The 26,489-nt window shown below is 71.3% G+C and carries 25 protein-coding genes, 1 tRNA gene and 4 pseudogenes; 19 read left to right on the forward strand and 11 right to left on the reverse strand.

The window, feature by feature from the left end; translation table 11 throughout:
• Nucleotides 1–61: 61 nt before the first annotated feature.
• Together ACN28A_RS06125 and ACN28A_RS06130 are read right to left on the reverse strand one after the other, a co-directional pair.
• Nucleotides 62–1,240, reverse strand: coding sequence for a M48 family metallopeptidase (locus ACN28A_RS06125; RefSeq protein ID WP_421393222.1), 1,179 nt, complete (start codon nucleotides 1,238–1,240; stop codon nucleotides 62–64).
• 91 nt (nucleotides 1,241–1,331) lie between these two features.
• Nucleotides 1,332–1,997, reverse strand: a complete 666-nt coding sequence (locus tag ACN28A_RS06130) for a uridine kinase family protein (RefSeq protein WP_421404186.1) — start codon at nucleotides 1,995–1,997, stop codon at nucleotides 1,332–1,334.
• A 169-nt stretch (nucleotides 1,998–2,166) separates the two neighbouring features.
• Between ACN28A_RS06130 and ACN28A_RS06135 the strand changes: the two are divergent.
• A pseudogene (locus tag ACN28A_RS06135) lies at nucleotides 2,167–2,361 on the forward strand (rhodanese-like domain-containing protein); the annotation flags it as partial.
• Here the strand turns inward: ACN28A_RS06135 and ACN28A_RS06140 are convergent.
• Together ACN28A_RS06140 and ACN28A_RS06145 are read right to left on the reverse strand one after the other, a co-directional pair.
• Nucleotides 2,272–4,050, reverse strand: coding sequence for a cobyric acid synthase (locus tag ACN28A_RS06140; RefSeq protein ID WP_421393223.1), 1,779 nt, complete (start codon nucleotides 4,048–4,050; stop codon nucleotides 2,272–2,274). The pseudogene ACN28A_RS06135 and the gene ACN28A_RS06140 sit on opposite strands and share 90 nt — an antisense overlap.
• Nucleotides 4,047–5,072, reverse strand: a complete 1,026-nt coding sequence (locus ACN28A_RS06145) for a cobalamin biosynthesis protein (RefSeq protein ID WP_421404188.1) — start codon at nucleotides 5,070–5,072, stop codon at nucleotides 4,047–4,049. The genes ACN28A_RS06140 and ACN28A_RS06145 overlap by 4 nt, the downstream gene beginning before the upstream one ends.
• A 384-nt stretch (nucleotides 5,073–5,456) precedes the next feature.
• On the opposite strand from ACN28A_RS06145, the gene ACN28A_RS06150 reads away from it, so the two are divergent.
• Nucleotides 5,457–6,815, forward strand: a complete 1,359-nt coding sequence (locus ACN28A_RS06150) for an acyltransferase family protein (RefSeq protein ID WP_421393225.1) — start codon at nucleotides 5,457–5,459, stop codon at nucleotides 6,813–6,815.
• Nucleotides 6,816–7,049: 234 nt separating this feature from the next.
• Here the strand turns inward: ACN28A_RS06150 and ACN28A_RS06155 are convergent.
• A pseudogene (locus tag ACN28A_RS06155) lies at nucleotides 7,050–7,748 on the reverse strand (single-stranded DNA-binding protein); the annotation flags it as partial.
• Between the two features lie 104 nt (nucleotides 7,749–7,852).
• Between ACN28A_RS06155 and ACN28A_RS06160 the strand changes: the two are divergent.
• Genes ACN28A_RS06160 through ACN28A_RS06175 form a run of 4 tightly spaced genes read left to right on the forward strand, consistent with a single transcriptional unit; the run spans nucleotide 7,853 to nucleotide 9,721 of the window.
• The gene (locus ACN28A_RS06160) at nucleotides 7,853–8,158 is read left to right on the forward strand and encodes a hypothetical protein (RefSeq protein WP_421393227.1); all 306 of its coding nucleotides are present in this window, start codon (nucleotides 7,853–7,855) and stop codon (nucleotides 8,156–8,158) included.
• A 20-nt stretch (nucleotides 8,159–8,178) separates the two neighbouring features.
• Nucleotides 8,179–8,367 carry a hypothetical protein gene (locus ACN28A_RS06165; RefSeq protein ID WP_421393228.1) on the forward strand — a complete coding sequence of 63 codons (189 nt, stop codon included), beginning with the start codon at nucleotides 8,179–8,181 and terminating at the stop codon, nucleotides 8,365–8,367.
• Nucleotides 8,364–8,906: a helix-turn-helix domain-containing protein gene (locus ACN28A_RS06170; protein ID WP_421393229.1), complete on the forward strand. Its 543-nt coding sequence runs from the start codon at nucleotides 8,364–8,366 to the stop codon at nucleotides 8,904–8,906. The genes ACN28A_RS06165 and ACN28A_RS06170 overlap by 4 nt, the downstream gene beginning before the upstream one ends.
• Nucleotides 8,903–9,721, forward strand: a complete 819-nt coding sequence (locus tag ACN28A_RS06175; protein WP_421393230.1) for a hypothetical protein — start codon at nucleotides 8,903–8,905, stop codon at nucleotides 9,719–9,721. The genes ACN28A_RS06170 and ACN28A_RS06175 overlap by 4 nt, the downstream gene beginning before the upstream one ends.
• Nucleotides 9,722–10,352: 631 nt before the next feature.
• On the opposite strand, the gene ACN28A_RS06180 is transcribed toward ACN28A_RS06175, so the two are convergent.
• Both ACN28A_RS06180 and ACN28A_RS06185 read right to left on the reverse strand, forming a co-directional pair.
• Entirely contained in the window at nucleotides 10,353–10,544 is a 192-nt protein-coding gene (locus ACN28A_RS06180; protein ID WP_421393231.1) for a DUF397 domain-containing protein, read from the reverse strand.
• Nucleotides 10,541–11,329, reverse strand: coding sequence for a helix-turn-helix domain-containing protein (locus ACN28A_RS06185; protein ID WP_421393233.1), 789 nt, complete (start codon nucleotides 11,327–11,329; stop codon nucleotides 10,541–10,543). Before ACN28A_RS06185 ends, ACN28A_RS06180 begins: the two co-directional genes overlap by 4 nt.
• A 640-nt stretch (nucleotides 11,330–11,969) precedes the next feature.
• On the opposite strand from ACN28A_RS06185, the gene ACN28A_RS06190 reads away from it, so the two are divergent.
• From ACN28A_RS06190 to ACN28A_RS06220, 7 genes are all read left to right on the forward strand, one after another.
• Nucleotides 11,970–12,224 (forward strand): hypothetical protein, encoded by a 255-nt coding sequence (locus tag ACN28A_RS06190; RefSeq protein WP_421393234.1) that lies wholly within the window; start codon nucleotides 11,970–11,972, stop codon nucleotides 12,222–12,224.
• Entirely contained in the window at nucleotides 12,224–12,487 is a 264-nt protein-coding gene (locus ACN28A_RS06195; protein ID WP_421393235.1) for a hypothetical protein, read from the forward strand. Before ACN28A_RS06190 ends, ACN28A_RS06195 begins: the two co-directional genes overlap by 1 nt.
• A gap of 448 nt (nucleotides 12,488–12,935) precedes the next feature.
• A complete protein-coding gene (locus tag ACN28A_RS06200; RefSeq protein ID WP_421393237.1) occupies nucleotides 12,936–13,871 on the forward strand; it encodes a hypothetical protein in 936 nt (311 codons plus the stop codon).
• Between the two features lies 1 nt (nucleotide 13,872).
• Complete coding sequence (locus ACN28A_RS06205) at nucleotides 13,873–14,061, forward strand: hypothetical protein (RefSeq protein ID WP_421393238.1); 189 nt, start codon at nucleotides 13,873–13,875, stop codon at nucleotides 14,059–14,061.
• 419 nt (nucleotides 14,062–14,480) lie between these two features.
• A complete protein-coding gene (locus tag ACN28A_RS06210; protein ID WP_421393240.1) occupies nucleotides 14,481–15,305 on the forward strand; it encodes a hypothetical protein in 825 nt (274 codons plus the stop codon).
• 501 nt (nucleotides 15,306–15,806) lie between these two features.
• Entirely contained in the window at nucleotides 15,807–16,163 is a 357-nt protein-coding gene (locus ACN28A_RS06215) for a hypothetical protein (protein WP_421393241.1), read from the forward strand.
• Between the two features lie 455 nt (nucleotides 16,164–16,618).
• Nucleotides 16,619–16,819, forward strand: a complete 201-nt coding sequence (locus tag ACN28A_RS06220; protein ID WP_421393243.1) for a hypothetical protein — start codon at nucleotides 16,619–16,621, stop codon at nucleotides 16,817–16,819.
• A 179-nt stretch (nucleotides 16,820–16,998) separates the two neighbouring features.
• On the opposite strand, the gene ACN28A_RS06225 is transcribed toward ACN28A_RS06220, so the two are convergent.
• On the reverse strand, nucleotides 16,999–18,501 hold the full coding sequence (locus ACN28A_RS06225) for a recombinase family protein (protein WP_421404190.1): 1,503 nt from the start codon (nucleotides 18,499–18,501) through the stop codon (nucleotides 16,999–17,001).
• An 18-nt stretch (nucleotides 18,502–18,519) separates the two neighbouring features.
• Nucleotides 18,520–18,687: pseudogene (locus tag ACN28A_RS06230) on the reverse strand (single-stranded DNA-binding protein); the annotation flags it as partial.
• A 171-nt stretch (nucleotides 18,688–18,858) separates the two neighbouring features.
• Between ACN28A_RS06230 and ACN28A_RS06235 the strand changes: the two are divergent.
• From ACN28A_RS06235 to ACN28A_RS06245, 3 genes and pseudogenes are all read left to right on the forward strand, one after another.
• Nucleotides 18,859–19,872, forward strand: a pseudogene (locus ACN28A_RS06235) (alpha/beta hydrolase); the annotation flags it as partial.
• A gap of 713 nt (nucleotides 19,873–20,585) precedes the next feature.
• Entirely contained in the window at nucleotides 20,586–20,759 is a 174-nt protein-coding gene (locus ACN28A_RS06240) for a hypothetical protein (RefSeq protein ID WP_421393244.1), read from the forward strand.
• Nucleotides 20,760–21,064: 305 nt separating this feature from the next.
• Nucleotides 21,065–21,137: transfer RNA gene (locus ACN28A_RS06245), tRNA-Arg, on the forward strand.
• Between the two features lie 105 nt (nucleotides 21,138–21,242).
• Here the strand turns inward: ACN28A_RS06245 and ACN28A_RS06250 are convergent.
• Both ACN28A_RS06250 and ACN28A_RS06255 read right to left on the reverse strand, forming a co-directional pair.
• Entirely contained in the window at nucleotides 21,243–21,629 is a 387-nt protein-coding gene (locus ACN28A_RS06250; protein WP_421393246.1) for a hypothetical protein, read from the reverse strand.
• 45 nt (nucleotides 21,630–21,674) lie between these two features.
• On the reverse strand, nucleotides 21,675–24,311 hold the full coding sequence (locus ACN28A_RS06255) for an AAA family ATPase (RefSeq protein ID WP_421393247.1): 2,637 nt from the start codon (nucleotides 24,309–24,311) through the stop codon (nucleotides 21,675–21,677).
• Nucleotides 24,312–24,694: 383 nt separating this feature from the next.
• Here ACN28A_RS06255 and ACN28A_RS06260 point away from each other — a divergent pair, with 383 nt between their 5' ends.
• From ACN28A_RS06260 to ACN28A_RS06270, 3 genes are all read left to right on the forward strand, one after another.
• Nucleotides 24,695–25,318, forward strand: a complete 624-nt coding sequence (locus ACN28A_RS06260; RefSeq protein WP_421393249.1) for a ClpP family protease — start codon at nucleotides 24,695–24,697, stop codon at nucleotides 25,316–25,318.
• Between the two features lie 149 nt (nucleotides 25,319–25,467).
• On the forward strand, nucleotides 25,468–25,953 hold the full coding sequence (locus ACN28A_RS06265; protein ID WP_421393250.1) for a GNAT family N-acetyltransferase: 486 nt from the start codon (nucleotides 25,468–25,470) through the stop codon (nucleotides 25,951–25,953).
• A gap of 73 nt (nucleotides 25,954–26,026) precedes the next feature.
• Nucleotides 26,027–26,431 carry a DUF3224 domain-containing protein gene (locus tag ACN28A_RS06270; RefSeq protein ID WP_421393252.1) on the forward strand — a complete coding sequence of 135 codons (405 nt, stop codon included), beginning with the start codon at nucleotides 26,027–26,029 and terminating at the stop codon, nucleotides 26,429–26,431.
• Nucleotides 26,432–26,489 lie beyond the last annotated feature (58 nt).

Raw genomic sequence — 26,489 nt, forward strand, 5'->3', positions numbered from 1 at the left:
CCAGCTCGGAGCACCGCCGAGGCGCGGCCGAGAACGGACCGGGGAGTTTTCGGACCGGCCGCTACGGCTGAATGTCGTCGCCCGGCGGGGACGGTTCGCCGCCGCCGCCGTCCGGCCCGGCGCCCGCCCGGGACGGGCCGGTCGGGCCCGGGTCGGCGCCCCGCCGGGTACGCCCGGCGGCTCGGGCGGCGGCCTCGCCCGCCGCGTTCATCCAGGACCGGGCCCGGCCGGCGGTGCCGCCCGCCCACTCGCCGAGGTCACTGGCCCCGTCGCCGAGCCGGCGCAGCAGGCCGACAAGCGGGTCCTGGGAGCGCCCGAACGCCTCCCGGTACGACTCCGCCGCCGCCTTGATCTCGGCGGAGACCGAGGTCAGGTCGTCGTCCTCCCGGCGCGGATAGTCACCGCCGAGCAGCCTGGCGTACTCGCCGGAGTCGACCCACCTGCGCAGGTCCGCCGCGCGGGCCACCGGCACCGGATGGGTGCTCCAGGCGGTCATCCGGATCTTGTGCAGGCTGTCCCGGAGGTCGCCGCCGCCGTCGTACTCGGAAGCCTGCTCCAGGAAGGCGGCCGTGTCGATCTGGCTCAGGTCGCCCCCGCCGGCCATCTTCATCAGCACCCGGAGCGCCGCCGCGGGATCCTGGCCGGCGAGCAGCCCGGCCCGGTCGCCGGAGAGTTCCGCCTTGCGCCACCACTCCAGCATCGCGGCGATGATCGCCCGGAGGGCGAGCGCGCCGACCGGCAGCCAGCTCAGGTTGGCCGCCCACCGGGTCAGGATGGTCAGGATCGTCTTGTAGACGGCGTGCCCGCTGCCCACGTGCCCGAGTTCGTGGCCGAGCAGGAAGCGGAGTTCGTCGTCGTCGAGCTGGTTGACGCAGGCCGAGCTGAGCACGATGAACGGCCGGTCGAGACCGATCGCCTCGCCGGTCAGCCAGGGCGACTGGGTCACGAAGAGTTCCGGCAGCTCCGGCACGTCGAGCGCGGCGCCGGCCTCCGCGTAGAGCCGGTAGACCCGCGAATACTGCCGGTGGTCGACCCGGATCGCGGCGGCCAGGTAGGAGAGCCGGAATCCGCGCTCGTTCCACATCCCGAAGAACGCCTTGACCACGTCGTCGAAGCCGCGCAGCTCGCGCAACGCCGTGAGCGCGCCACGGTCGGCCGGATGTTCCCAGGCACGGGAGCTGATGCCGCTGAGCACCACCCGCCGTCGGGCGGGAGTGCCACTCGTGCCGCCTGTCGTCATGGGGTCCCCCCGCCCGGCCGCTGCTCGGCTTCTCCTGCCGATCGTGCCGCAGTGACCCGGATACGTCCATAAGCGGACGAGGGTCGGTCGGTCACCGGATCCGGCGGAAGGCGGCACTCTCCCGCCCCGGACCGGCGGCACTCTCCCGCCCCGGACCGGCGGCACTCTCCCGCCCCGGACCGGCGGCACTCTCCCGCCCCGGACCGGCGGCGCCGTCCACCACCAGGTCGGCCCGTTCGCGGGTACGGTCCGCGGCGAAGTGCGCCCGTTCGCCTCGTCGCCAGGCCGTCAGCGCGGGTACCAGCGCGGCCCCGTCCCGGGCCAGGGTACGGTCCCGGCACAGCCGCGCCGGTGCGGAGACGAAGACGGCCAGCGTCACCTCGGCGGCGATCGCCGCACGGGCGCTGGAGACCCCTTCCACGATCACCACCGGGGCGGGCGGCAGTACGGTCCAGTCCTGCCCGAACCGGCCCCGGGTCCAGTCGTACCGGCGGTACCGGGCGGGCTGGCCGGCGCGCAGCGGGGCGAGAATCCACTCCTCCAGCCGGGGCCAGAAGGCGAACTGGTCCGCCCAGCCGTCGAGCAGGTCGTCGGTGTGCACCACCGGCACGGTCACCTCGAACGCGGCCGCCAACCGGCTGGCGAAGACGGTCTTGCCGGCGCCGCTCGGCCCGTCGACCGCGACCAGCCGGGTCCGTCCCAGCCGGGCCGGCCGTTTCAGGATCCGGGCGGCCAAGCCGGCGTACGACTCCACCATCGGTGACACTGCCGCCGACCCTACTCCGCGCCGAACCGGGCCGGGACACAATGATCAGGTGTTCGACCACGATCGGGGGGTGGCCGCGCTGCTGGCACGGTCCCGTGCCGGGGTACGCCGCCTGAACCCGCCGGAGACGCTCGCCGCGAGCCGACGCGGGGCGCTGCTGGTGGACACCCGTACCGATCCGCAACGGGCGGAGCAGGGCGAGTTGCCGGGTGCACTGGTGATCGACCGGACCGTGCTGGAGTGGCGGCTCGATCCGGCGAGCGGGTCACGGATCCCGGAGGCGGTCGGCTACGACATCGAGGTCGTGGTGATCTGCCGGCAGGGATACAGCTCCAGCCTCGCCGCGGCGAGCCTCCGTGCGATCGGCCTGTGGCGGGCGACGGACCTGATCGGCGGTTTCGAGGCCTGGCGGCGGGCCGGGCTGCCGTGTACCGCCGGCCCGGCCGACGTGCGGAGGTGACTCCGACGCCGGATCACCCGTCCCGGCCGGAACCGGTGAGCGGGGGGGCGGCGGAGCGCCTGGTGGCACGAACGGCAGACCGGCGGGTGGGCCCTGCTCGACGAGCCGCCGTAGGGCGGCGGTGTCGAGGTGTTCCTCCACCAGGTCGCCGAGGATGTCGAGGGTGCGTTCCCGGGCTGCGGCGAACGAGGTGTCCGGGGCAACCTGGAAGCCGTGCCGACCGGCAAGCCGGGCAACCTCGGTGAGGAAGCGGCGGCGGAACCGGTCCGAGGTGAACGCACCGTGCCAGTGGGTGCCGAAGAGGTTACCGACGGCAGCGCCCTCCAAGCGGCCGTCCGGGTACCTGATCAGGGGTTCCGGTGCGGGATCGGCGGCGGAGACGTACCCGTGGTGGATCTCGTAGCCTTCGACCGGGACGGACCCGAACGCCGTGCCCACCGAACGGGTCACCGTCTTGGCCGCGCCGAAGGTGATCTCGACGGGTAGCAGGCCGAGGCCGGCGACGTGGCCGCGCCCGCTCTCCACCTCGTCGTCGATGCCGCGGGCCAGCATCTGGTAGCCGCCGCAGATGCCGAGCAGCGGCCGACCGGCGGCGACGTGCGCGTGCACGATCTCGGCCAGCCCGGTACGCCGCAGCCAGTCCAGGTCGGCCACCGTCGACTTGGTCCCGGGCAGTACGACGAGGTCGGCGGCGGCCAGCTCGGCCGGCTCGACGGTCAGCCGCACCCGTACCCCCGGCTCGGTGGCCAGCGCCTCCACGTCGGTGGCGTTGGAGATCCGGGGCAGCCGGACCACCGCCACGTCCAGCCATTCGTCGCCCTCCGGTGGCGCCGGCCGGCCGAGCACCCGCCCGTAGGCGAGGGAGTCCTCGGCGTCCAGCCAGAGGTCGACGTGCCAGGGCAGCACCCCGTACGTCGGGCGCCCGGTGAGCCGGGTCAGCATGTCGAGCCCGGGTCGGAGCAGGTCGAGATCTCCCCGGAACTTGTTGACCACGAAGCCGGCCACGAGTTCCTGGTCGGCGGCGTCCAGCAGGGCGAGGGTGCCGAACATCGAGGCGAAGACGCCACCCCGGTCGATGTCGCCGACCACGATCGTCGGCAGCCGGGCGTGCCGGGCCAGCCCCATGTTGGTGTAGTCGGTGTCCCGCAGGTTGATCTCGGTCGGGCTGCCGGCCCCCTCGCAGACCACCACGTCGTACTCGCCGCGCAGCTCGGCGAGCGCCTCGAAGGCGGCCGTGGCGAGCCGGGGGCGGAGGGTACGGAAGTTGCCGGCGGTGATCGTGTCGACCGCCCGGCCGAGCAGTACCACCTGACTCGACCGGTCACTGCCGGGCTTCAGCAGTACCGGGTTGAACCGCAGGTCCGGCGGAAGCCCACAGGCGGCGGCCTGCATCGCCTGTGCCCGGCCGATCTCGCCGCCCCGGCCGTCCGGCCCGACCACCACCGCCGAGTTGTTGGACATGTTCTGTGCCTTGAACGGGGCCACCCGGACCCCCTGGCGGCGCAGCCAGCGGCAGATGCCGGCGGTGAGCACGCTCTTACCGGCGTCCGAGGTGGTGCCGGCGACCAGCAGCCCGCCGCTCACCGGCGCTTCGCTTCCACCGGGCTCGTCGGTCTCCCCACCGGGTTCGTCGGCTCCCGCACCGGGAACGGGAACGGGGACCGACCGCGGACGAGCCAGCCCGTCGTCACCCGACGCGCCCGGCTGGTGGCCGCGTACGCCACCGTCACGGCCAGGGCGGCGACTCCGACCGCGCCGGAGAGCCGGGCGGCCCGGTCGATGTGCCGGGCCTCCGGCCGGGGACCGTCGCCGAGGAACGGCCGGACCTCGGATCGTCCGAAGTAGACGTTGCGGCCGCCCAGGCGTACCCCGAGGGCGCCCGCCATCGCCGCCTCGCACTGCCCAGCGTTCGGACTCGGATGGTCCGCCCGGTCGCGCCGCCAGACCTGCCAGGCACGCGTCCGGTCACCCCTGACCAGCGGCGCGGCGACGATCGTGAGCAGCCCCGTCAGCCGGGAGGGGACCAGGTTGAGCAGGTCGTCGAGGCGGGCGGCGGCGGTGCCGAACCGGGCGTACCGCGCGGACCGGTGCCCGACCATCGCGTCCAGGGTGTTCGCCGCACGGTAGCCCAGCAGTCCGGGCAGTCCGGCCACCGCGCCCCAGACCAGCGGCGCGACCACGGCGTCGGAGGTGTTCTCCGCCACCGACTCGACGGTGGCGCGGGCGAGTTCGGGCTCGTCGAGCGTGGCCGGATCCCGCCCGCACAGGTGACCCAGCCGTAGCCGTGCCGCCGGCAGGTCCGCCCGGCGCAGGGCCCGGCTCATCACCGTGGCCTCCCGGCGCAGCGTCCGCCCGCCGAGCACCGTCCAGGTGGCGCCGGCGACCAACGCCGTACGGGCCAGCGGTCGGTGCCGGGTCGCGACCGCCGCCACCCCGCCGAGCACCACGGGTACGCCGACCGCCAGGGCCGCGAACCCGGCACCGGAGGTACGCCGGGGCTGGTACATCCGCCGTTCGAGCGCGGCCGCGAACTGCCCGAATCCGGCGACCGGATGCCACCGTCGCGGGTCGCCGAAGAGCGCGTCCAGGGCATAGCCGGCAACCATCCCGGCGGCGTTGGCCACCGCACCGCTGCCCTGCCCCCGCGGCTGGCGCGGTCGGTGCCGGCTCTGCTGCCGATGCCGCCGGTACCGCCTGTTTCCGGACAAGCTGCCGTCTGCTCGCACCACGGACCACCTCCCCGTCCGGGAGCCTAGTCCGGCCGTATCCGGCCCGATCAGCCCCATGCTGACCAGCGCCGTACCCGGTACGACAGGACGACCGGGGTGCACGCCCGCGCCGGTCCGCTCCGGCACCGGATAGGGTCGCGGGCGGACTCGCCACAGCGGGTGTAGGCGGCTGAAGATCGCCGCAGGACAGGACATCTCGGAACAATCCAGCCGACCGGAGGCGTAAGTGCTGGCCATCGATGCGCCCATCGAGGAGGTCCGATGACCAGTGTGACGCCCGTCTCCGCGGAGGCGTACGACAGAGACCTGTCCCCGCCCGACGACGTGACCGGTCGACCGGCCGGCGGTGACAGGTCGGCAAGGGCCGGTGTGGGCACCGCCCTGCACCGGTTGCCGTCGCTCACCGGGCTGCGCTGGGTCGCCGCGATGCTGGTCTTCGGCTTCCACGTCGGGACGATGGGGATCGTCGCCGAGCCCGACTACCGCCGGGTGGTCGACTGGGTGTTCACCCTCGGCCTCTCCGGGGTGCAGTTCTTCTTCATCCTGAGCGGGTTCGTGCTGGTCTGGTCCGCCCGGCCGGGCGACACGAAGCGCGCGTTCTGGCGGCGTCGGGCGGCGAAGATCTATCCGAACCACGTCGTCACCTGGGCCGTCGTCATGGCGCTCGCGGTCTACTGGGCCGACCCGGTCAACCTGAAGGCAGCCCTGGCCAACCTGTTCCTGATCCAGGCCTGGATTCCGGTCGACGGCTACTTCTACAGCATCAACAACGTCAGTTGGTCGCTCGCCTGCGAGATGTTCTTCTATCTCTCGCTGCCGTTCGCCCTTCCACTGATCCGCCGGATGCGGGCGTGGCAGCTCTACGCCGTCGTCGTCGCCATGCCGTTGCTCATCCTGGCGATGTGGCCGGGCCAGCAGTTGCTGCCGGAGGACACCCGCTGGTGGTTCACCCAGATCTTCCCGGTCGTGCGTTCCTTCGAGTTCTGGATGGGCGTCGCCGCCGCCGAGCTGATGCTGCGCGGAAAGTGGCGCGGGCCGGGACTGCTCTTCTCCACCGCCCTCTTCGTCGCGATCTGGGTGGCGTCGATGGAATGGATCCGCGCCGAACTCTGGACCACCGTGCTGGCCTTCGGCTACGTACTTGTGATCGCGAGTGCGGCCCGGGCGGACACCACCGGTGCCTGGTCGCCGTGGCGGTCCCGCACGATGGTCTGGCTCGGCGAGGTGTCGTTCGCGTTCTATCTGGTCCATGTCTTCCTGATCAAGGCCATCTTCCGCTTCGCCGGGCACTCCGGCGGCTTTCCGGGTTGGCAGGGTCCGGTCGTCGCGGTCGCCATGCTGCTGGTGAGCCTGGCTGCCGCCTGGCTGCTCTTCCGGTTCGTCGAGACGCCGATGATGCGTCTGCTCGGTCCTCGACGACGTCCCCGACCCACATCGCCGCCGACCGGGGACGCCACCGAAAGCGTGGCCGGGGACGCCACCGAAAGCGTGGCCGGGCCGAAGCCGGGCCGGTCCGGGCAGGTCGGTCCGGGCGACCGGCCCTCCCGGGCGGTGCCGGCGCCCCGCCGCGAGCAGGAGTCCCCAGCTGCGTCCGCCGATCGGCAACGGGCGAGGGCATAGTCCGCGACTGCTCGCCACTGACAACAAGTGCTCGACGGCTCGGGTGGGGAGGTCGGCCGGTGCCACGACCGACCTCCCCACCCTTGGCCGGCCCGGACGGCGGTGCGGAGGCGACCACCGCGTTGTCCGGGCGACCCGTCATCCGGCCGGCTGACCGGCCGGACCGCCGGACCAGGCAACGTCCGGGCCGATCCCCTGCGGACCGGAAGCGCCTGGGCCGGAGGTGTGCGGCACTCAGACGGAGACCGGCATCCGGCCACGGCGACCACGACCGGCACCGCTGGACCTGCCGAGTTCTTCGGTCACGGCCTCGTCGGCACCGTCCCGCCCGTCGGCACCGTCCCGTCCCTCGGCGCCGACCTGCTCGTCAGCACCGTCCCGTCCCTCGGCGCCCTCCTGCTCGTCGGCACCGTCCTGCTCGTCGGCGCTGGCTGGCCGGCCGTACGGGTTGCCGGCGGCCCCGGAGGTGACCGTCTCGCCCGGATCGGTCAACCGACCGTCGGGCGGTCCGTCGATGTCGATCCGGCCGTCGAAGGGATCGTCCGGCAGGCGTACCGGATAGAAGCCCTGGTCCGGCGGAACCGGCAGGCCAGGAAACTCGCCGTCGTCGTCGAACGCGCGCTCGTCGGGCACTGCCGGCGCTTCCTCGGGCGCCACCGACTCGGTGACCTCGCCGTGCACCCGGGCCTCGGCCTCCGCCTCCTCCATCGAGGAGGTCGCCGTCGACGGTCGGTTACGGGCGAAGCGCCCCCTCCCCCGCGACAGGTCGTGGCCGACCGCCACCGCCTCCAACTCGTACATCGTCCGGTGGTTGCCGGCGTCGTCGGTCCAGTCCCGGGTGTACAGCCGGCCGACCACGACGACCGGGTCGCCGACCATCACCGAGGAGGCCACGCCCTCGGCCAGTTTCCGCCAACAGTTCACCCTGACGCGGGTTGTGAAGTAGTCCCATACGACCGCGCGACATGAATACAAAGCGCCCCGGGCCAGTGCTCGCAACACCGCCCCGGGGCTTGTGACCAGGGAAAGAGGCTCCCGTGATCGCTCGCCAGTCTATCAGTCAGCCATCGATCTACCTCGCCGGACCGCCCACCGACGGCGCCGCGCTCGACGCGCTGACCGCCGCCGGGTGCCACGTCGTGACCGCCCCCGCGTACCGGGAGCCCGACACGCTCGCCGACCTGCTCGACGACTCCCGCGCCTCCGTTGCCGCGCTGCTGTCGGCTGACATGGTCGTCACGCTGCCCGGCGCCGAGACGTTCTGGGAGGCTGTAACCGCCGGGCACCTTGGCTTGCCGGTCGTCGCCCTGGGCGACGCGCTTGCCGTGGTCGGTGCCGCGTGAGTGCCGCGCAGCGTGCGGCGTTGGTCGTCGCGACCTACGACCGGTCCGGCCGGGTGTTCGCCGGATCGATTCACTCGCGGACGCTGGACGCGCTTGTCAAGCGCGGACTGCTGGAAGCCATCGGCACCTACCGGGGGCGGACGACGGCCGCGCGACTGACCGCCGCCGGCTGGCCGGTCGCGCGACGGGTGCGCGGGGGTGCCGCGTGAGCGCCGTTGTGAAGCGCGCCTTGCTGGGCGCCGCCGGGCTGCGTGCAAATGAGCGCCTTGTCCTGGTCGCGGTTGCAGCCCATGCCGACGCGGACGGGCGCAACGCGTTTCCGTCCGTCGACACCATCGCCGAGCTTGCCGGGGTCGCCCGGCGGACCGTTCAGCGGGTGCTCGCCCGGTTGGTCGAGTTGGGACACCTGATCATCGACCGGTCGCGCGGTCGGCGGACCAACGTTTACGCGCTCGCGCAACCGCGTCAGGATGGGCCGGCAACCGTGTCACCGCAGCCGGCAACCGTGTCAATCGAACGCCCAACCGTGCCACCCAAGGTGACACCCGATGTGAAGTCCCTTAGGAAGATCCTGGAAGCGCGCTCCCGCGCGTCGGGCGCACCTTCGGGCGCCCCGCCGCACCCCGCGACGCGGGGCGGCGCCGCGCTTCCGGTCGCGCGTAGGGCCGACCAGTGCCCGAGGCACCGAGGCGCACCCGCGCACAACTGTGGGCCGTGCCGCGCCGAGGCGCTTGGGGGTGCCGCGTGAGCCGGGCCGAGCGCGTTGAAACCGCGCTACTCGTCGTGATCCTGCTAGTTGTCGGCGTGGCCAGTTTCGCCGTGTCGTACAGCCACGTTGCCGCGTGGACGATGGCGAACCTTCCCGCCGGCACGCCGGACGTGTACGGCTACGTCAACGCGACAATTACCGAACTGGTTCCGCTCGCAGCGCTGTTGGAGGTCCGTCGGCGCCGCCGGGCCGGCAAGGGCGTCGGGTATCCGCTCGCGCTGCTGTTCGGCGCCGCCGGGCTCTCGCTCGCCGCGCAACTGGCGGTTGCCGTCCAGACGCCCGCCGGGTGGCTGCTGTCGGCGGTGCCCATGCTGGCGTTCACGGCGCTTACAAAGTTGGTCCTGTCCGGAAAGCCCGCCCCGGCACGCCCGGCACCCGCCAGCGTGCCGCCCGTCGCCACGCCCGCAACCGCCCGGCCGCACGCCTCGCCAGCCGCCCCGGTGCAGGTGTCCGCCGTGGCGACCGTGGCGCCGGCCCGCCCGTACCCCGCGCCAGTCCCGCCCGGCGCCGCGCTGCTGCCGATCGCGCCCGTGGCGACACCGGGCGCCGGGGATGGCGGCACCACGCCACCGGCGCCGGACACGATGGCGGCACCCGTGCCGACCGCCGCCAGGGTCGCGGCGGCCGTGGCCGAGCAGCCCGACGCGACGCCCGCGCAGATAGCCGCGCGGCTGTTGGTGAGCGAGCGAACGGTACGGAGGTACCTTCCGGCGCCCCGGGCCGGCCAGCGTGCCGACAGGGCGCCGACACGGCGCCGGACACGCGGCGCCGTACCGGCGGTCGCGGCCGGCTGACGAGTGTGCTGGGGCTCGCCCATACTGTCCATGCGACGGATTAAGGCGGAAGTAACCAACTCCCATAACTCAAGTTATGCAAGTTGGTGTGCGATGCTTGGTCCGCATCATGTTGACTAAACATGGACAGCAGTACAGGGAAGACCCCCGCCCCTGGTTCTTCCGGCCCTGAGCGGGAGCCCTTCCTGCCGCGCGGCCTCGCTTGACCCTCCGGTCAGGCGGGGCCGCACCCATGTCCGGCCGCTAGCGATGTTGCTAGCGCGACGGCATAGGTTGCGATCTTCAGCGCGAGCGCTGCGATCTCACCCGCTTGCCTCCACCGGTCGGCGTTGGGTTGCGGGGTTGTGCGGCGACGACCCGTCGGCCGTCTGCGGCGTACCGCCATTTGCATGCCCTCTCGGCTAAGGGGAGGCCGGTTGCCACCCTCGGCCGTTGGGGGGCGGACATGTGACCGTCACCCTCGCCGCGAAGTACATCCACTTTGGTGCGCCGGGAGTCACCTTATAGGTGCTGTGACGGAGCCTCCAGGCTTGACACTCCCCCGGCGAGGTAGCCCACATGCAGCGAGTGACGACAGCGCCCCGCCCCCGGACTGCCCGGGGCGCGGGGCGCTGTTCGCGTCTGTGCGGCGCTACGGGCGCCGGGCTACCTCGCCGACGAACGCCCGCCACGCGGCGGGACCGAACGTGAGAGTTCCGCCGGTACGGTCCTTGCTGTCGCGGACCATGACGCGTCCGGGCAGGTTGTCGGCTACCTCGACGCACGCCGAGCCGTTCGCGTTGCTCCGGCTGGCCTTGCGCCAGCGTGGATCGGTGGCGCTCATAGCTCACTCGCAATCTTCATGATCAAATCCCGAGACAGGTCGCAGGGCAGAGCGACCGCACTTACAGCCTGCCAGGTGCGATCGAGCGCGACAACCTTATCCGTCTCCGTGACTAGCCGGCCCTGTAGCTGGTCATCGACATAGCCGACGACGCGCCCGTCACCGAGCGTGGCGAGCATGAACGGCCCGGACAGTCCGACGTAGAGCCCGGCGCTGACCGGGATGACGTGTATGAAAGTCCGGGGTCGCTGTCCGATTTCTACCATGCGGTTGAGCTGATCCCGCAGCGTCGCCGGATCACCCCGGCGCAACGCGCCCTCGTCGATCGCGAACTGGCAAACCGGCGGGTCGTCACGGTCGTCAAAGACGGCCGCTTGCCGGTCGAGCCGAACCGACACGTACTGTTCAGCCTGCGGCTCGGTCAGCAACCCGCTACGAAGGATCATGCGCGCGTACGCCTCCGTCTGGAGCAGACCGGGGATCACGGTTGATTCGTACCATCGGAGCGCGGTTGCCTCCCGCTCAACCTCGGGCCACGGCCGGAACCACTCCGGCGCCGCAGTCGCCGTCCGGGCGTCAGCCGCGAGGCCCTGCACCAAGTCTCCACTGCTGAAAAACTCGTCAAGCCGACGGGCCGTGTCGGGCATCGGCACCAGCCGGCCAGTCTCAAACTTTGCGATCAGCGACGTTGACACCTTAAGTTGCTCGGCCAGCCGTTCCTGTGTGATGCCGCCGTGCAAGGCACGCAGAAATTTTAGGATTCGCGGGATGCCATTATTACTCACTTATTCCCGTCCCTTCTCGGTGACCACCTGAGCCTGATTTATCGGGCGTCCGTGTGGATTATCTTCCACGCGACAACGACCAAAGTCCATGGTGGAACTAGGCACCCGTCCGGCGCCCCCGTGACCTCTTACACGCCGGACGGGCGCTCACGGGGACGGCGCGGGTGTACGCCTATGCGCCGTCCCCGTCCCATTCCGCCGACGGGAGGCAGAAACAAATGAGACTGTTTCGCAGAGTGCGCCCGGCGCACCGTCGGGACTGGCGCCGGCTCTGGCGGTACTGCCGGTGCGGGTTCCGGTGGGTGTGCCCGGACAGCGTCGAGCGCGAGCCGATGCCGTACGAACCGGCGCCCCTGACAGAGGCGGGATTCCGCGCGTCGGTCCGCAGGGCCGCGACGGGGGCGGCGATCGAGCGCGCGGCGGAGGCGCGGTTACGCCCCCCGGCGCCCGTGGTGCCCATCCCGGACCCGCCGCCGCTTCCGGACCCGCCACCCCCGCCGCCCCCGCGACCGGACTCGGGCCGTGCCGAGCTGCGCCCCGCGCGGAACCGCGCGGCCGGGCGTGTGCCCCGGCTGGCGAACGGCCGCGCGGGGAACCTGACCCCCGCGCAGGCAGCCCGTGCACGGGTGAGCGAGCGAGCATGAGCGCCGCGCCCGCGCACGCCCCGGTCCCGTTCGCGGCCGGCGACGTGATCGAGGTCGACGCCGAGCACTACAACTACGGAACCGAACGGCTGCGGCTGCGGGTCGAAGAGATCTTGCGCCGGTTCGGCAACGGCTGGATTGAGGTTCACGGCGTCGAGATCCACTGGACCGGCGCCGACGGTGACCAGCGGTTCGCGGCCGTCGACCCGGCGCACGTCCGGGTCACCAAACGAGCGCGTCGTGTCGCGTGATGCTGCGGCCGTTCGCCCGGTTCCGGGCGCACATGCCAACGCGTCCCCGGTACCTGTGCAGCCGGTGCGGCGCCCGGTGGCCGTGCGCGCCCGCACGGCTGCGGCTGCTGACGCGGTACCGCGACGACCCGGCGGGGCTGCTGCTGCACCTGGGCGCCTACTTCTATGCCGCACTGGTCGACCAGCCGCGCACACCCCCGGCCGACCTGACACGTCAAATGTTCGGATGGGTGCCCGACGAGATCATGCACCCTGACCCCTGACTTTGCCTCATCACCCGACGGACACGCCCCGGACCGGACCTCTCCCGGTTCGGGGCGTGTCGCTGCGCGGGGTGGGGCGCGGCGCCGGGTGCGGGGCGGCCGGATGACAGAACGTGTAACGGTGACACACCAACCCCTCTCTCTATTACTTCTTATATGTCGTCGTCGTCCATCCATATAAGAAGTAATAGAGGTGACGGATGAACCACCACCGTTACAGGTTCTGTCATTGCGCCAATGGCCGCGCAGTCACGCGGTATTGCAGATCTGCACCAAGATGCCCGGAGGTGAGCAGCCGGGCCGCTGCTGGCCCATACGCAGTACGACGCCAAGTACAAGCCGAGGTGTTTACCACATGAACCCAGCGCCATCGCGTGACCCACCACCCGCGCGCGACGCCCGACGACCCGACCACGCGCCCCGGGGCGCCAACCGTAGGAGACTCGCCGTGTCCGGCGATCCTGAGCCACCACCAACGCTCGCCGACGCGCTTGCCGCGCTCCGAGACGGAGAGCGCGCCCCCGAGTCGCGCGCCGACCGCCCACACCGGACCCGGCTGGACGACGGTCTAACCGTCGAGGTTCCCGCGCCGCGCGTGCTGGCCCGAAAGTGGGCCGCTGCTGTGCTCTCCCGCGACGTCGAGCTGCTCCGCGCGGGGGCGAGCCTGAGAGCGCGACCGCGCGGCACCGACCAGGAGCCCACGCCCCTTGACCTCGCTGGCCTGGTCGCCGTGCTCCGGGCAGACATCCTGGCCTTGCCCGATCGGGACGACGCCGGACGCCCGTACGTCGACCTGCGGCGCTGGACTGCGCACGGCGACGCGGACGCCGTCGGCGCCTACCTCGGCGAGGTTGTCAGGGCTGTCCGCACTGGTGCGCCCCGGTGGGTACCGCCGAGATCGATACCGAGGCCGAACCGCCCCCCGCTGAGCCCCGGCGAGCGTGTGCGCGTCCACCGCGAGCGCCGTCGAGAAGCCGAGGTGAAGTCGGCTGAGTCCTGGTGCGGCCTATGGCTCGCGGACTGTCCGCCGTCCGGTGTTCGGGTTGCGGCGCCGGAGCTGCATGCAGAGGCGGCCGAAGACATCGGCGAATGGGTCAGCCTGTACCGCGAGGATCGAGAAGGCTACGCCGAAGAGAACGAAGACGGAATCTGGCCCGACGTTCCTGCGGTTCCCGGCACAAAGACATTTTATGGGGTTGCCGACCGCGTTATTGGCCCGCGCCAGAGAACCGCAAGCGCACGTGTCTATGTGGTCCCGGCGCCCGCCGTCGCAACCGAGATTGTCGAGCGCGTTGCGCGCCTCGCGTGGGAGGAACAGCGCGCCTATCTACAGGACTTCCTGGCCCGACGAGCCGAAACCGCCGAGGAAAGGCAGGCAGCCTGACATGGACACCCGCGAGCGCGACGCCTTCAGTGAAGCGGTTCTTCAGCGCGTTGCCGAGCTGGCATGGGCCGAGTTGCGCCCGACACTGGCCGCGCAGCTCCGGCAACCGAGCACCGCGCCCGCACCGGCCGCGCGAGGCGCCCAGGTGGTCAGCCTCGCCGATCGCCGCGCCCGCCGCCGGGTGGCCTAGCCGCACCTGTGGGCACGCTGGCACATACGCCTTATAGGTGGCGAGAGGTGCCGAGAGGCACCCGCAGCCGAGGCCGCCCGACCCGGCCGCCTCCTGAAACGCCCCGCGCTGAATTTCGGGCCAGCGCGGGGCGTCTTTATTCGGCCTTTTTGCGTGACACACACAAACGGTATTGCTGTGGAATGTTCCGATTGCCCGACGGTCCTAATAGCGTCCAGCCGTGGACGGCCGCGCCTCACATGTAGTGCCAGATGTCGCAAGCGTCGGGAGCGGCGGCTACGCGCGGCGGCTGACGCCGAGTTCCGCGCCGCCGCGCATGACCTGCTCATGCGACAGACCGCCGCCATAATCGCCGGCAACGCCGACGAGATCTCTCGCGTGCAGCGCGACGCCGCACGCCTTTTCGGAGGATAGATAAGATGCTTTCCCAGCCCGAATCGTCTGCCCCTTGGCATATCGAGGGCGAACCGAGAGAGCCAAACGCCCCGCTACTGCCGCCGCCGGGCGTCGGTGTGCCTGCCGACATTACCGCAGCTCACGCAGCCTACATCAGCGCGTACGACGCGTGGCGTGACGCGACCGAGGCACTTGACGACTACATTTCAGACGCTCAGATGTCCCGTGCTCGCCGCGCCGACGCGATCCGGGCCGCCGGAATTGCCGAGGCGGCCGGACGCGAGCGGCCAACGATTCCTAGTGCTGTGAGCGAAGAGGCCGAGGCCGTCGAGGCACAGATTAAGTCGGCCGTCGTGGCGACGCGACTACGTGAAGCGAACCGAGCATCGGACGCGATGACCGACATGGTCATTCGGCACGCCGGTCGTTGGGTCGCTCCTGTCTCGGCCCGCTTTCCGGAAGCCATTGCCGAGGCGCGGGCGGCGATCGAAAGAGCGCGGGCGGCCGTGGACGCTGCTGCAAGCGCGCAAACGGCTTCGGCGTGGATGAGGGCGTTTGACCACGCCGCACGCCTAGAAGCAGCCGGGGTTTCGGTCAACAAGGTTCGGACGGGCCGGCTCGTCGGTGCGTACACCGACGCGACCACGACTCACAAACATCGACAGAATGAGGGGTACCACCGCGCGCCCTGGCACCTGCTCGATCAGGCATTGCGCGCGTTGGCTGATCTGGAAGCCAGCAACCTAGCGGCCGTACCTCACCCGGACACGATCCATGCGAGTTCGCACCACAGAGAAGAAATGGCGGTACTGGCTGCTATCAAGAGTGAAAGCCACGCTGCCGCCTAGCCCGACGTTGGCGCCTCCCCCGGGCGGTTAACCCCGGGGGTGCTTTCACAGCGCCCCGGGGCGTCGACTCCCCAGGGGGTATGGGGTTGCGCCCCGGGGCGCCACCGTCCGCCGGGGCCGGGGTACACACTGAGGGACGGCTGGGCATGCACACTGCCCGGCGCCCCCGGTAGCCGCGTACCCGCAGCCCTACTCCCCTCGCCACGTCAGGCATCACACGCCGCGCGGGTGCTGTGCTGTCTCCCCAACTGGACACGCGCGCGCACGCACTCGCACCTGTCCGCGCCACGTCCGCCGGCCGTGTGGTCGTTGTGAGAGCTGAGCAGCGCGTCTACGTGACGGCACGACCGGAGCGGCCGACCCGTGACCCCCTGGGGAGGGGACCCTTACCCGCCCCACGGCTGCATCGGACGGCATAACGTCGCCCCGTCGATGCGCTTACACCCTCTGCACGCTTTTCCCCTTTGCGCACGGCTGGATACTCACATTCGAGGAATATAGATGACAGAAACGGTCCAGATTGAGACGCCGGAAGGGCTATCTGACGACGCCCGCGACCTTTATTCAGACGTCGTCGAGGAACGCGGCGAGACCATGACGCCCGAGCAATTCGGCGCGCTCGTCCAATGCGTTCGGCTAATCACGCTCGCGGACCGGGCCGAGGCCGCGATTGGTGACGCGTGGATCATCCCGGGCTACCGAGGTCGACCAATTGCCAACCCCCTGATAGCTGACGCACGCATGGCGCGTGCCGCCGCCGTGGTCGCCTTGAAGGCCGCAGGCTACTCGGCCCGGGGTGGCGTCGCGTCTCGGGCCGGTGCCGCGCTGGCGGGCGCCCGCTGGCGCCGGGCCGGCTAGTGGCACGCCGACCGACCGGCCGCGCCTTGGCCAGCAGCACTGTTACCCCGCGTCTGCGCGGGGACGACCTACCGCCCTTTGCGCCCGGCGACTACCTCCGACGCCCGGCGGCCGGGTGGGACCCACTCACCGTCTGGCGTGCCTGCCACGCGTACGCCGACGCGCACGATCTACCGCCGAGCGCCGCCCGCGCCGCGTGGCTGGCGTTTAGCCGGTCCACGGCCGCCGGTTCACTTACCCGCGCCGAGTTGCGCATGCGCATGGCTGGTCAGGAGCCTGACGGCTGCCGCCTTTAGTCCTGTTTAGGTACGAATTGGCCTGATACGTAACTCAGATCGAACCAGTGATAGTGCCAAACCCTTGACACAGGTGGCGCATGCCCGGCATCTTGCGAAGCAAGGCGAAGCGAGACCCCTCCTCCTAAATGGAGGACTGTGTCTACAGGAGGCTTCGCGATGCACGACACCTCAACCCGCGCGCTGTGGCTGGCCGTTACCGTGCTGGCCGCCGCGATCATCGGCACCGCCGCCGGGTTGATCTCTTGGGCGAGTAGCAGGAACCTCGGGGAAGCGATCCTCGTCGGCGGCGCGGCCTTCGCTGGTGCCCTCGCGCTGAGTCTCACGGCGATTCGCTTTGTGACCGACCGCAGCACGTGAGGTCATTGCGGACCGCCCACCCGTCGCCCGTCAGCCGCTCTCTCAATTTAGACCGCGACTGGGGGTACCTCAGGCACCTCCGGGGCCGTCTGTCAATTCCTGGGCGCTCTCAGCGCCCCTGCCGACGTGCAAGCGCCCGCCCCCGGGACTGCCCGGGGGCGGGGCGCTTTCAGCGTTGGCTAGTCGTCGGGGTCGTGGATACCGTCGATGTCGCCCGCTTCTCCAAGCTGAAAGTCGATCCGGCTCTCATCGAATATCTTGCTACCGCGCACCTTCGCCCGATGGATGGTCACCACCGCGCCCGCCGACGCGAGAAGCGCCCGCCGCCCGTCGGTGTCTCGGGTGGCCCATTCTTCCGCGAACGTCCGCCCGGTTTCGATTCGGCGTACTTCGGTCACCGCCGCCGCCGGTAGTGCCTCGCGCTCGGCGTGCAGTGCCGCCAGACGCGCGGCGAGTGCGGTAACATCCGCCCCACGCTCGGTCATCTGGCTTGCAAGGTCCGAGATTCCCGCCTCGATGTCCGCGCGCCGCCCGTCGTCAACGGCAACAGTGACGACCTCGACCACGGGTAGGCGCCCGGTCATCCGCAAAAATTCGCGTTGCACATACTGTTCTGTCAGTTCTGCAGTAATGGCGACTCCCGCGCACCCCTGCCCGTTGCGCAAGGCTGCACACGTGTAGGTCGGTACCGTGCGCCCGCTGCGATGGGTCCGCGACGATGCGTAGAGCGCCCGGCCGCAGCCGGCGCACCGCGCCAGTCCCGACAGTAGCCGCGCCGCACGCCGTCGACGGCCGCGCCCCTCTACGCCTTCCCCATTCGCGTTCAGGACGACGCGCAGCCGGTGCCAGTCGTCCAGCGGCAGAATCGGCGTCCACAACTGGCGTGGCATCCCGTCGTCGCCGCGTAGTACCTCCCCCCGATGTCTGCTACGGCCCACCGTCGCAGGGTTGATCAGCATCTGCGAGATTGTCTGTGTAGCCCAAGGTGCGGGCTTCGTGCGCCGGGTACGGCCCTGAGCGATAAGCATCGCCGAACGGGTCGGCACCCCCCGGCGGTTGAAGTCGTGCGCGATGCTGTATAGCGACTCACCAGACAGCACCCGATCGGCTGCCTCGCGAACGGCAGCCGCCGCGCCAGGCTCGGGAGCGAGGATGTACCCCCGCCCGTCGGGAGCTGCTACCACCTGATACCCGTACGGCGCTGCTCCCCCGGCCCAGCGGCCGAGCTTGCGCGTCGCCTCGACTCCGGCCAGGGTCCTCTCCGCTATCGTCGCCGCTTCCATCTCGGCGAACGCCGCAAGGATCGTTGCCACGAATTTGCCGGACACCGTCGTCAGGTCGAGCGATTCGGCCACACTGACCAGCGCCGCGCCTTGCTCGGCCGCCTCGTTGGCGAACGTCCGGAAGTCGATGACGTTCCGCGCGAGGCGATCGAGCTTGGCGAAGATCACGACGTCAACCTCTGCCCAACGCTCGCGAATTTCGCGCAGGCCGGGACGGTTGAGACGCAATCCCTTCTCTGACCCGCTGACGTCGAGGTCACGCACGACGTGCGGATGTACCTGCCAGCCCTTCGCTGTGCAGTACGCCCGGCACGCCTCTTCCTGTCGCGCCGGGGAGGTAGACGGGTCGACGTCGCCACGATGGGAGGAAAGTCGTACGTAGATGATGGCGGTGGTCATGTGGGAGATGCTACGGTTCCGGACCCGCAGGCTGTTGCCGTCGACCCAGCGTCCGCTCTCCCGGTCGAGGCGCCGTGCGGTCGAGGCCACCTTGAAGTTCGCCACAAGCGTGCCGCTCTGGGTGGTACGCCGCCATTCCGGAGCAGTCAGCACATTGCCGACGATGGTTACATATGTATCGAACATCGTCCCTCCACAGGGATCCGGTTGTTCCCGTCCGAGCCGACTCGACGGAAAGCCTCGCCGCCGTACCCGATGGCCCGCCACCGCCAGCAGCCGACCTGTGGAAAACCGGGCACCCTGTGGAAAAAGACCTGATCAAGGATTGATCTGGTATCGCCAAGTAGCGTCGAAAGGATGGAACCGGACCTGCTCGGCCCCCCGTACGAGCGGCAGACGATCGACCTCGGCCGCGACGCGGAGGGGCCGGTACTGGCCACCCTGGTCCGGCGCCGCGCCGAACGGCCGAGCGACCGGGCGGTGCTCTACGTGCACGGCTTCGCCGACTACTTCTTCCAGACCCACCTGGCGGACTTCTTCGTCACGCACGGCTGGCACTTCTACGCGCTCGACCTGCGCAAGCACGGACGCAGCCTGCTGCCGCACCAGACGCCGAACTTCTGCTCCGACCTGACCGAATACTTCCCCGAACTCGACGCGGCGACCCGGATCGTCCGCGAGACGGACGGCAACCGGACACTACTTGTCAACGGCCACTCGACCGGCGGCCTGGTCACCGCGCTCTGGGCGCACGCCCGCCGATCCACCGGAGCCGTCGACGGTCTCTTCCTGAACAGCCCGTTCTTCGACCTCGACCTGCCCTGGCCGGTCCGCCGGCCGGTCCTGGCGACGCTCGCGCGGGTCAGCCGCCGGATCCCCTACCGGACCGTCCCCCGCAGGCTCTCCACGGTGTACGGCCACAGCCTGCACGCCGAGCACCGGGGCGAGTGGAACTACGACCTCGGCTGGAAGCCACTGACCGGCTTCCCGATCCGGCTCGGCTGGCTCGCCGCGATCGGGCGGGCGCAACGGCAACTGCGGGGCGGACTGGAGATCCCGGCGCCGGTCCTGGTCAGCAGTTCGACCCGCAGTTTCCGGGGGCGGACCTGGGACGACTCCGCCACCGGCTCGGATGCCGTACTCGACGTCGAACACATCGCCCGCTGGGCGTCGAAGCTGGGGCGGCACGTGACGCTGGTCCGCTTCGACGGCGCCCTGCACGACCTCGTCCTGTCCGGCCCGGCCGTACGTGAGCAGGTGTTCACCGAGCTGAACCGTTGGGCCTCGGCTTACGTCGTTTCGGCCGCCGCGCCGGTGGCCGCTCCGGCCAGTCCGTCGTGCCGCCGGCACCCGGCCGCTGCCGGGGCATCCGGTACGGACCCGGCTCAGGTCCCGCGCCCCGCCACCGGTCCGGCTCGGGCTCGGGTTCCAGCTCCGGGTCAGGCTCCGGACGGGGACCGCCATGCCACCGCGCCCGCCCGGCCCCCGACTCCGGCCGAGGGACCCCCCGCCGCCACTGCGGTTCCGGCTCGTCCTCCGGCTCCGACCGAGGGCCACCCCGCCACCGCTGCGGCTCCGGCTCGTCCTCCGGCTCCGACCGAGGGCCACCCCGCCACCGGCCCGGACCCGGCGCCTGGTCCGGGCGGGGAGCGCTGCGCCACCGGTCCGGCTCAGGCTCCGGTTCCGGGCCCCCGCTCCGACGACGCTCCGAATCCCTGAACCGCTCCCGCTCCCGGGGCAACTCCGGATCCCGTGACCACGCCGGGTCCCGGGACAACTCCCGCTCCCGGGGCAGCTCGCGATCCCGGGAGCGGGTCGGTTCCTCGCGCCGGGGATCCCGAAGCCGCTCGGATGCCGCCCGGAGGTCACGGTCCCGCTCCGCGCCCTCCCGACGATCCGGCTCCGGCACCGGCTCCTCCCACCGGTCCTCCGGCGGTTCGGCGTCCGGCGTCGTCCGGTACGGCGACCAGCCGCCCTGCCGCCACACGAGCAGCTCACGACTGAGCAGGTTCTGGTCGCCCGCGAAGAAGACGCGGTCCACCGCCCGCCGTACCTTCGCCATTCCCGGTCGGGACGCCGTACCAGTGACGATCACCACGTCCCGGGCCGGCACGCCGACCACCAGCTCGCCCGGCACGGACCGCTCCAGGTCCTCCCACACCTCTGCGGCGAGCAGCACGGTGGACTCCAGCCCGCCGAACGAGAGCATCGGCGCGGGCGGCTGCCCGTCGATCCGCAGCCTGGGCAGCAACCGGTAGAGGTTGTCGACCGCCACCTGCCGCAACTCGGCCTGACTGATCTCCAGCTCGTCCAGGTCATCCCAGGTGACGAGGCGGTTACCGTACGGCGGTCCGAACGAGTAACCGACATCGAGGTCCTGGGTGAAGTCTTCAAGCAGGTGGTTCTGGCCGTACCTGGCGTCTTCCGTCGACACCAGCAGCGGCAGAAACATTGTGCTCGTCAACTGCACGCTTCGAAACCTAGTATGTGCAGGCCAGATCGTCACGTCCTCGCCGACGCGTTCTCCCGGCAGCGGTAGCCTGCTGGGGCACGACCACCTCCCGCGCCCGTAGCTCAGCGGATAGAGCAGCTGCCTTCTAAGCAGTTGGTCGCAGGTTCGAATCCTGCCGGGCGCACCGATCCTGTCAGCACACGAACCCTCGACCAGCGGTCGAGGGTCCTGTACGTGCGGTGACGCATGCGGAGGTACGCCTGGTCGAGCCGACGTCGCCCCGGGTCGCTCAGACCTGGCGCCGCCAGGAGTACCAGCCCCGGCACAGGAAGTACGCGGCGGCCGTCGCCACCACCAGGGAACCGTCGATGACCACGTGCTGCTTGGCCGTGGGCACGTCGATCACGGCCAGGGCGAACACGGTGATCGCGATCTTGTGGAAGAGCACCAGTTCCCACACACCCCGCTGCCCGCGCGGCCAGACGGCCAGCATCGCCCACAGGCCCGCGAAGACGACGTACGCCAGCGTGCGCCAGGCTTCCGTCATCAGCTGCTCGTCGGACGAGTCGATCATCTGCTGGATCCCCTGGGCCAGGGCACCGAAGGTGGCAATCGAGCAGATGGCCAGCAGAATGCGGCCGGTGCGGTCGGCCCACGGAGCGATCGAAGCTGTCATACCCGTACTGTCCGACCCGGGCGGCGGCGCTCGCGTCGGCGAAAACTACGTAACCAGGCCGCGGAGCTGACGCCGGGAGCTGATGCCCAGTTTGCGGAAGATGCTGCGGAGATGAGCGTCGACGGTGCGGGGGCTGATGAACAGCCGCGTGGCGACCTCGGCCGACGTCGCACCCGTGGCCACGAGCCGGGCGACCGACGTCTCCTGCATCGTCAACCCGTCGAGCGGCGACGCGCTGTGACGGCGCGCAACTTCCCCGGTGGCCCGCAGTTCCGCCGCCGCACGGTCGGCGAAGGCGGCCAAGCCGTGCGCCGAGAACAGGTCGTGGGCGGTTCTCAGGTGGTGCCGGGAGTCCTGGCGGCGGCCGGCCCGCCGCAGCCACTCTCCGTACAGCAGGTGCGACCGCGCCCGGTACGGCAGCAGCTGGCTGTCGGAGAGCAGCTCGACCGCCGACCGGTAGTCGTCTTCCATTCCTGTCACCAGGCCGCGCGCGTATGCGGCCATCCCCAGCCCCAACGCGGTTCCGCTCGCCCGCGTGCGTTCCTCGAACGACGCCAGCACCGCCGCGGCCTCGTCGTGACGGCCGAGGCGCGTGGCCGCCTCGACCAGTTCCGGCATCGAGACGCCGGCGAGGAAAAGGTCGCCGAGGTCGACCGCTCGCCGCGCCGCCCCGTAGGCGGTGGCGTACTCGGTCAGTCCGTTGTGGAGCACCGCCGCCGCCCAGTGCACGTTGGCGACCAGTTGTCCGGCGCCGATCGCCTCGGCCGTCGCCGCGGCACCGGTGAACAGCGTCTCGTCGCGTCGGCCGCGCAGTGCGGCCACGTGCAACCGCGGGTACAGCATCGGCGGGCCACCGATGGCGTCGGCGATCGCCTCCTCCTCGGCGATCGCGGCCGTCGCCTGGGCGAGGTCGCCGCGCAGCGCGGCCGCCGAGGCGGTCTGGGCCAGGGCGAGGCGCAGCATCAGCGGCGAGCCGACCTCGCGCCCGGTCTTCACGAGCCACTCGATGATCGCGGTGTACGCCCGCTCGTCGAGCAGCTCCGACGCGATCATCACGGCCAGCGCCGGCCGCGCCGTCCACAGCGGATCGCCGTCGCCGTCGAGAAATTCCCGCAGGAGCGGCACGGCGGCGCGATGTCCGTCGGTGGCGAGCGTCGCCAGCGCGTCGAGCACGTCGGGAGTGCAACCGGTCGTGGACGCGCGTGCGGACGCCGCCAGCACCTTGTCCATCATGCCGGTGGCCCGGCCGACGACGAGACTCATCTCCAGCGCGTCGAGCAGGCATTCGCGTGCGGCCAGGGGGTCGACGGCGGAAAGCCGCGACGCGGCGCGCAGCATGTGCGCCGGCCCGTCGCCGTCGTGGTGGCGCAAGAAGGCGATCCGGCCGCGGAGCAGGTCGGCGCGAGCCGCCGCCCGCACGTCGAGGCCAGCAGCGTCCACTGTGCTGAGCAGGGCCGCCGCGTCGTCGGTGTGGCCGGCGTCGATGTGCGCGTCGACCGCCGCCAGGGTCCGGTCGGTGCGCTGACGCACGCCCGACGACAGCGCCGCGGCGCGCTCGATGAACGCCGCCGCCGCGACCACACCGCCCCGAGCCCTCGCCCGCGAGGCCGAGCGCTCCAACTCGTCGGCGACAGCGTCGTCGGGGCCGGCGGCGGCCTGCGCCCGGTGCCAGGCCCGTCGGTCGGGGTCGGCGACGGGATCGGTGGCCTCGGCCAACGCGCGGTGGGCCGACCGCCGCTGCCCGGGTGGGGCCGCGCGGTAGACCGCGGAGCGGGCCAACGGGTGGCAGAAGCGGATCCGCGTGGCGAACGTGACCAGGCCGGTCCCGGCGGCGGCGGCACCCGCGTCCGGGGGAACACCCAACGACGCGGCGGCCGTCCACAATAGATCAGGAGAGCCGGTCGGGTCGGCGCTGGCGACGGTCAGCAGCAGCCGGGCGGCGGCGGGCAGGCCGATCAGCCGAGCCCGGAACCCGCGTTCGATCCGCGACGGCACACTCTCCGGTGGAGCGAACCCGCCGGCCGCGGGTAGCTCCCGCAGCGCGAGCGGATTGCCACGGGCCTCGGCGACGAGCCGGTCGCGGACCTGTTCGTCGAGTGTGCGGCCGTGCGTGCTGAGCAGTGTCCGGGCGTGTTCGTCGGCGAGCCCGGCGACGGCCAGGCCGGGCAGTTCGGCGAACTCGCCCGGCAGACCCGGCTCCCGTACGGCTATCAGCAGCGCGACCGGCTCGACGGTGATCCGCCGCGCGAGCAACGCCATCGCGGTGACCGACGCCGCGTCCATCCACTGCGCGTCGTCGACCGTGCACAGCAGCGGACGGCCGGCGAGCGCGAACAGTTCCAGGGCCGCGAGGCCGGCCCGGAACACGTCGGGGACGCCGTCGACCTGCCCGAACGCGACCCGCAGGGCCGCGGCGTACCCGGCCGGGATGTCGGGGAGGCGGCCGAGCATCGGGGCGCACACCTGGTGCAGGGCGGCGAAGGGAAGCTGCGTTTCGAACTGCGACCCGGACGCCTCGACGACCTGGAACCCGTCGGCCGTCGCGCAGGCGTGGTCGAGCAACGCACTCTTGCCGATGCCCGCCTCACCGCGCAGCACCAGCGCGCCGCCGCGGCCCTCGCGCGCGGCGTCGATCAGGGCGGCAATGCGCCCGGTCTCGGCGGCCCGGCCGATCAGCTCCATCGCCAGACAGTAGCCGGGCCTACGACCGTCGGCGTGGGCGTCGCCGCCGCGGCCGGGCCCCGCTCGGACCGCCGGTCGACGACGCCGGGCAGCTCACGCCCGAGGACCTCAAGGACCGCAAGGACCTCAAGGACCGCAAGGACCTCAAGGACCGCAAGGACCTCAAGGACCTCACCGTGCCTCAGGCCAGGTCGACGTGCAGGGCGACCGCTACCCGGAGCACATGCACCGGACCCGCCACCGAGCCGGGACCGTCGGGTTCCCGTCGGGGTTCCGGCCGGGTGTCCCCGTCGCGACCGGTTAGGTTTCCGCCCACGGCTGAACCCGTGCGCTCAGAGCGTAAGGCGTCGCTTCTCCCTGGTGGCCGTCATTACGTTGCTGACATGACTGACCCGTACACACCACAGGCCCGCAGCGGAGAACCGCCGCACGGCACCCTCGACGACTCGGTGTACAGCCGTCTCCTGCGGGAGCGCATCATCTTCCTCGGCACCGAGGTCAACGACGAGGTGGCCAACCGGATCTGCGCCCAACTGCTGCTGCTCGCGGCCGAGGACGCGCAGCGGGACATCAACCTCTGGATCAACTCGCCGGGCGGTTCGGTCTACGCCGGCATGGCGATCTACGACACGATGCAGTTCATCGACAACGACGTGTCGACCGTGGCGATGGGCATGGCGGGCTCGATGGGGCAGTTCCTGCTCTGCGCCGGCACACCGGGCAAGCGGTACGCGCTGCCGCACGCCAGCATCATCATGCACCAGCCGTCCGGCGGGATGGGCGGCACGGCGGCGGACATCGCGATCCAGGCCGAGCAGATGCTGCACACCAAGAGGATGCTGCTGGAGATGATCGCCCGACACACCGGGCAGACGTACGAGCAGATCGTGCGGGACGCGGACCGCGACCGCTGGTTCACCGCGACCGAGGCCCGGGACTACGGCTTCATCGACCAGGTGGTCAGCAGCACCGGCCGGCTCGCCGCCACGGCCGGCACCCCCGACTGACGGCACCACCACCGCCCCGCGCGAGCCGACCCGGCCGACCCGCACCACCACCACCGAAGGCTCCCGCACCCGGCTGGGCATCCCCGCTCGGTGTCCACCGCTGCGTATCCCGGTTGTCGGGTCCGGGACGGCGCGGTTAGCGTCGCGGCGTGCGGATCCGCGAGTTCACCGAGGCCGACTGGTCCCAGGTGTGGCCGATCGTCCGGGACGTCGTACGGGCCGGAGAGACGTTCACCTACGACCCCCGGATGACCGCCGGGCAGGCGTACGACGTCTGGGTGGAGTCGGCGCCGGGGCTGACGGTGGTGGCGGTGGAGCACGACCGGCTGCTCGGCACGGCGAAGATGGGCCCGAACCGCCCGGGCCCCGGTGCTCACGTCTCGACCGCCAGCTTCATGGTCGCCGCCGATGCCCGTGGCCGGGGCGTGGGAACGGCGCTGTGCCGGTACGCCGTGGACTGGGCGGAGCGGCGCGGGTACGCCGGCATGCAGTTCAACGCCGTCGCCGAGTCCAACCAGGCGGCGGTCGGGCTCTACCAGCGACTCGGGTTCGCCGTGCTGGGCACGGTGCCGGGCGCCTTCGCCCATCCGACCCTGGGCCGGGTCGGCCTGCACCTGATGTACCGCGAGTTCTGACAGAGGCCGGCAGCGACGAGATCCTGACGCTGTTCCCGGCTCCGTTGTCGGGGGGCCGCCCTACGATTCCGGCATGACGCGACAGACCGAGACCGCCCTCGCCTCCGGCACCGAGTTCACCGCCGAGTTCGAGGTGACCGGATGGGACGAGCGCCCCTACGACGAGCCGGCCGAGGGCGGCACCCTGGCCCGGGTGACCGTGCGGAAGACCTTCCGGGGCGTGATCGAGGGGACCAGCGTCGCCGAGTTGCTGACTGCGGCAGACCGGGGATACGTCGCCTCGGAGCGGTTCACCGGCAGCATCGACGGGCGGCACGGGACGGTGGTCTTCCAGCACGGCGGCTTGGACGCCGAGACTCCGCGTACGTTCGGGCACGTCGTTCCGGGCACCGGGACCGGCGAGTTGGCCGGGCTGCTCGGAACGGTCACCTACCGGCGCGACGATTCCGGGCACAGCGTCCGGCTGGTGCTCGACTGATCCGGCAACCCGACGAGCGGCCTCTGGGCCAGGCCGGGCGAGTTGACCGTGCGGCGGC

Source organism: Plantactinospora sp. WMMB782 (genome assembly GCF_049179135.1).
GTDB lineage: Bacteria > Actinomycetota > Actinomycetes > Mycobacteriales > Micromonosporaceae > Plantactinospora.

Bases quoted from the DNA above. Each gene is read 5' to 3' on its own strand.
- ACN28A_RS06125 (WP_421393222.1), bottom strand. From the start codon at position 1,240: ATGACGACAGGCGGCACGAGTGGCACTCCCGCCCGACGGCGGGTGGTG.
- ACN28A_RS06130 (WP_421404186.1), bottom strand. From the start codon at position 1,997: ATGGTGGAGTCGTACGCCGGCTTGGCCGCCCGGATCCTGAAACGGCCG.
- ACN28A_RS06145 (WP_421404188.1), bottom strand. From the start codon at position 5,072: ATGGTTGCCGGCTATGCCCTGGACGCGCTCTTCGGCGACCCGCGACGG.
- ACN28A_RS06150 (WP_421393225.1), top strand. From the start codon at position 5,457: ATGACCAGTGTGACGCCCGTCTCCGCGGAGGCGTACGACAGAGACCTG.
- ACN28A_RS06180 (WP_421393231.1), bottom strand. From the start codon at position 10,544: ATGAGCGCCACCGATCCACGCTGGCGCAAGGCCAGCCGGAGCAACGCG.
- ACN28A_RS06190 (WP_421393234.1), top strand. From the start codon at position 11,970: ATGAGCGCCGCGCCCGCGCACGCCCCGGTCCCGTTCGCGGCCGGCGAC.
- ACN28A_RS06195 (WP_421393235.1), top strand. From the start codon at position 12,224: ATGCTGCGGCCGTTCGCCCGGTTCCGGGCGCACATGCCAACGCGTCCC.
- ACN28A_RS06205 (WP_421393238.1), top strand. From the start codon at position 13,873: ATGGACACCCGCGAGCGCGACGCCTTCAGTGAAGCGGTTCTTCAGCGC.
- ACN28A_RS06210 (WP_421393240.1), top strand. From the start codon at position 14,481: ATGCTTTCCCAGCCCGAATCGTCTGCCCCTTGGCATATCGAGGGCGAA.
- ACN28A_RS06215 (WP_421393241.1), top strand. From the start codon at position 15,807: ATGACAGAAACGGTCCAGATTGAGACGCCGGAAGGGCTATCTGACGAC.
- ACN28A_RS06220 (WP_421393243.1), top strand. From the start codon at position 16,619: ATGCACGACACCTCAACCCGCGCGCTGTGGCTGGCCGTTACCGTGCTG.
- ACN28A_RS06225 (WP_421404190.1), bottom strand. From the start codon at position 18,501: ATGACCACCGCCATCATCTACGTACGACTTTCCTCCCATCGTGGCGAC.
- ACN28A_RS06250 (WP_421393246.1), bottom strand. From the start codon at position 21,629: ATGACAGCTTCGATCGCTCCGTGGGCCGACCGCACCGGCCGCATTCTG.
- ACN28A_RS06255 (WP_421393247.1), bottom strand. From the start codon at position 24,311: ATGGAGCTGATCGGCCGGGCCGCCGAGACCGGGCGCATTGCCGCCCTG.
- ACN28A_RS06260 (WP_421393249.1), top strand. From the start codon at position 24,695: ATGACTGACCCGTACACACCACAGGCCCGCAGCGGAGAACCGCCGCAC.
- ACN28A_RS06270 (WP_421393252.1), top strand. From the start codon at position 26,027: ATGACGCGACAGACCGAGACCGCCCTCGCCTCCGGCACCGAGTTCACC.